Below are 1,288 nucleotides of genomic sequence, written 5' to 3'. Positions count from 1 at the left end.
ACCCTTCTTCTGTTGGTAACCGGTAGTTATGGCTATGACTTATCCGACCCCACTCTTGTTGAGATTGACCGCCGTACCGGGCAAAAGCCTTATATCACCAGAGAATATTCTCCTGACTGGCTTCGTTCTTCACAAAGCCTTTCCGGACAATGGCTGTCCCTTGCCCGAAATTGTGTCATTTTTTTTAGGAGTCGGGATCAACAGATTGAGTTCATGAAAAGTCAGCTACCAGCTAGCGGCATGAACCCTGAAGATCCTGTGCTTTTCTCTGAAGCAGAATTATCAGCACTCAATGCAGGTATTCCGGACATGCCTGAACCGCCACCATTTGAAGAGACTTCTTCTGAAGAGGCTCCTTCTCTGGATAGTGACTCTCGTGGCAGCCCAGCTATCAGTATATCCGAACTGTTTGATCGAGCCGGTGGCATTGATGACATTCAGCAATTGTTTGCAGAACAAAAACTAACCCCTTCCAGGCTGGTTGAAAATATTTATGACTGGTACGACAAAAAGCTACCAGACAGCTTGAAGGATGTACTGATTGAGCGAAACAAAGATCTGGCAATGCAAATGGCTAAAGCCTCGGATGAGCGATGGCTAAAGTGTATTTCAGAATACCGGGGTGTTATTGAAGCGTGTAAAAAACAACGGATTATCCGTCAGCTGGAAGGTATTCCAATTGCCGTAAAATCAGAAATCAACGTTGCAAGCTATCACCCGACCGCTGGCATTGATCGTAAAAAAATGCCCTATCATTCGCCATTTTACACGGTGAATAAAGAGACTGAATCTGAAGTGGTTCGATTGTTAAAGAGTGAGGGTGTTATTATCCTGGGGATAACCAATCAACATATTTTCGGGCTTGGGGCAACGGGAGAAAATCCTCACTTTCCCAGGATCGCTAATCGTTTCAGTCCCTTTCATATCCCGGGTGGATCATCAAGTGGTAGTGCCCTTATGGTTGCGCTTGGCCTGTCACCATTAACGGTAGGTACTGATGGTGGCGGGTCCATCTCCATTCCTGCCTCATTAAATGGCTTGCCCGGTCTTAAACCCACCACAGACAAGATTTCCACCAAAAATTATGAAAATGCAGCGCCAGGTTTGACGGCCATTGGACTCATTGGTAGTCGTTTTAAAGACATCGCCCTCGGTTATCAGGTTTCAAGCGGACGCCTTCCCACCATCCAAGTGGCTGAAACTTTGAAGACGCTCAAAATAGGTCTTGATCCCGAGTGGGGTCGGATAAGTCATAGCCATAACTACCGGTTACCAACAGAAGAAGGGT

General features: G+C 46.4%; 1 protein-coding gene. It reads left to right on the top strand.

Translation table 11 applies throughout. From position 1 onward, the window contains the following. Positions 1–1,288: amidase (locus tag KDK17_RS16200; RefSeq protein ID WP_257288531.1), on the top strand; the 1,288-nt coding region annotated here is incomplete at both ends.

This window comes from Endozoicomonas sp. SESOKO2 (genome assembly GCF_024606245.1).
In the GTDB taxonomy this organism is placed as follows: Bacteria; Pseudomonadota; Gammaproteobacteria; order Pseudomonadales; family Endozoicomonadaceae; genus Endozoicomonas_A.
This window is presented reverse-complemented; position numbering and strand designations above follow the sequence as displayed.